Genomic DNA, 459 nt, shown 5'->3' with positions numbered 1-459 from the left:
ATACAGATAGCGACGGTATCCCAGATGTCACCGACCCAGACGATGACAACGATGGCTACACAGATGATCAAGAAAAGGCAGCTGGTACAGATTCTAAAGATCCAAACAGTAAACCAGCAGCGAGCGTTGGCAATCTTGAAAATAAGACAGTTATTGAAAAACAACCAATTGAACCAATCGATGTCCCAGTAGAAAACAAACCAAATAATGGTAGCGTTGAAGTAACTGGTTTACCAACTGGCTTGACCTATGACCCAGCAACTGGCAAGATCACTGGTACCCCAACTGTAAGCGATTGGGGCAAAGATGAAGAAGAACGCGACTTCCCTGTTAAAGTGGTTGTGAAAGACGCTGCTGGAAATCCTGTTGCCGAAAAAGATGTTACGATTAAGGTTCAACGTGATACAGATAGCGACGGTATCCCAGATGTCACCGACCCAGACGATGACAACGATGGCT

General features: G+C 45.3%; 1 protein-coding gene. It reads left to right on the top strand.

Translation table 11 applies throughout. The features are described 5' to 3' along the window. A partial coding sequence (locus tag E4T79_RS10780; protein ID WP_167752688.1) for a putative Ig domain-containing protein occupies nt 1-459 on the top strand: 459 nt, incomplete at both ends.

Source organism: Streptococcus sp. LYSM12 (assembly GCF_004569635.1).
GTDB lineage: Bacteria > Bacillota > Bacilli > Lactobacillales > Streptococcaceae > Streptococcus.
Note: the sequence above shows the minus strand (reverse complement) of the source record. Positions and strands in the feature narration are given on the sequence as shown.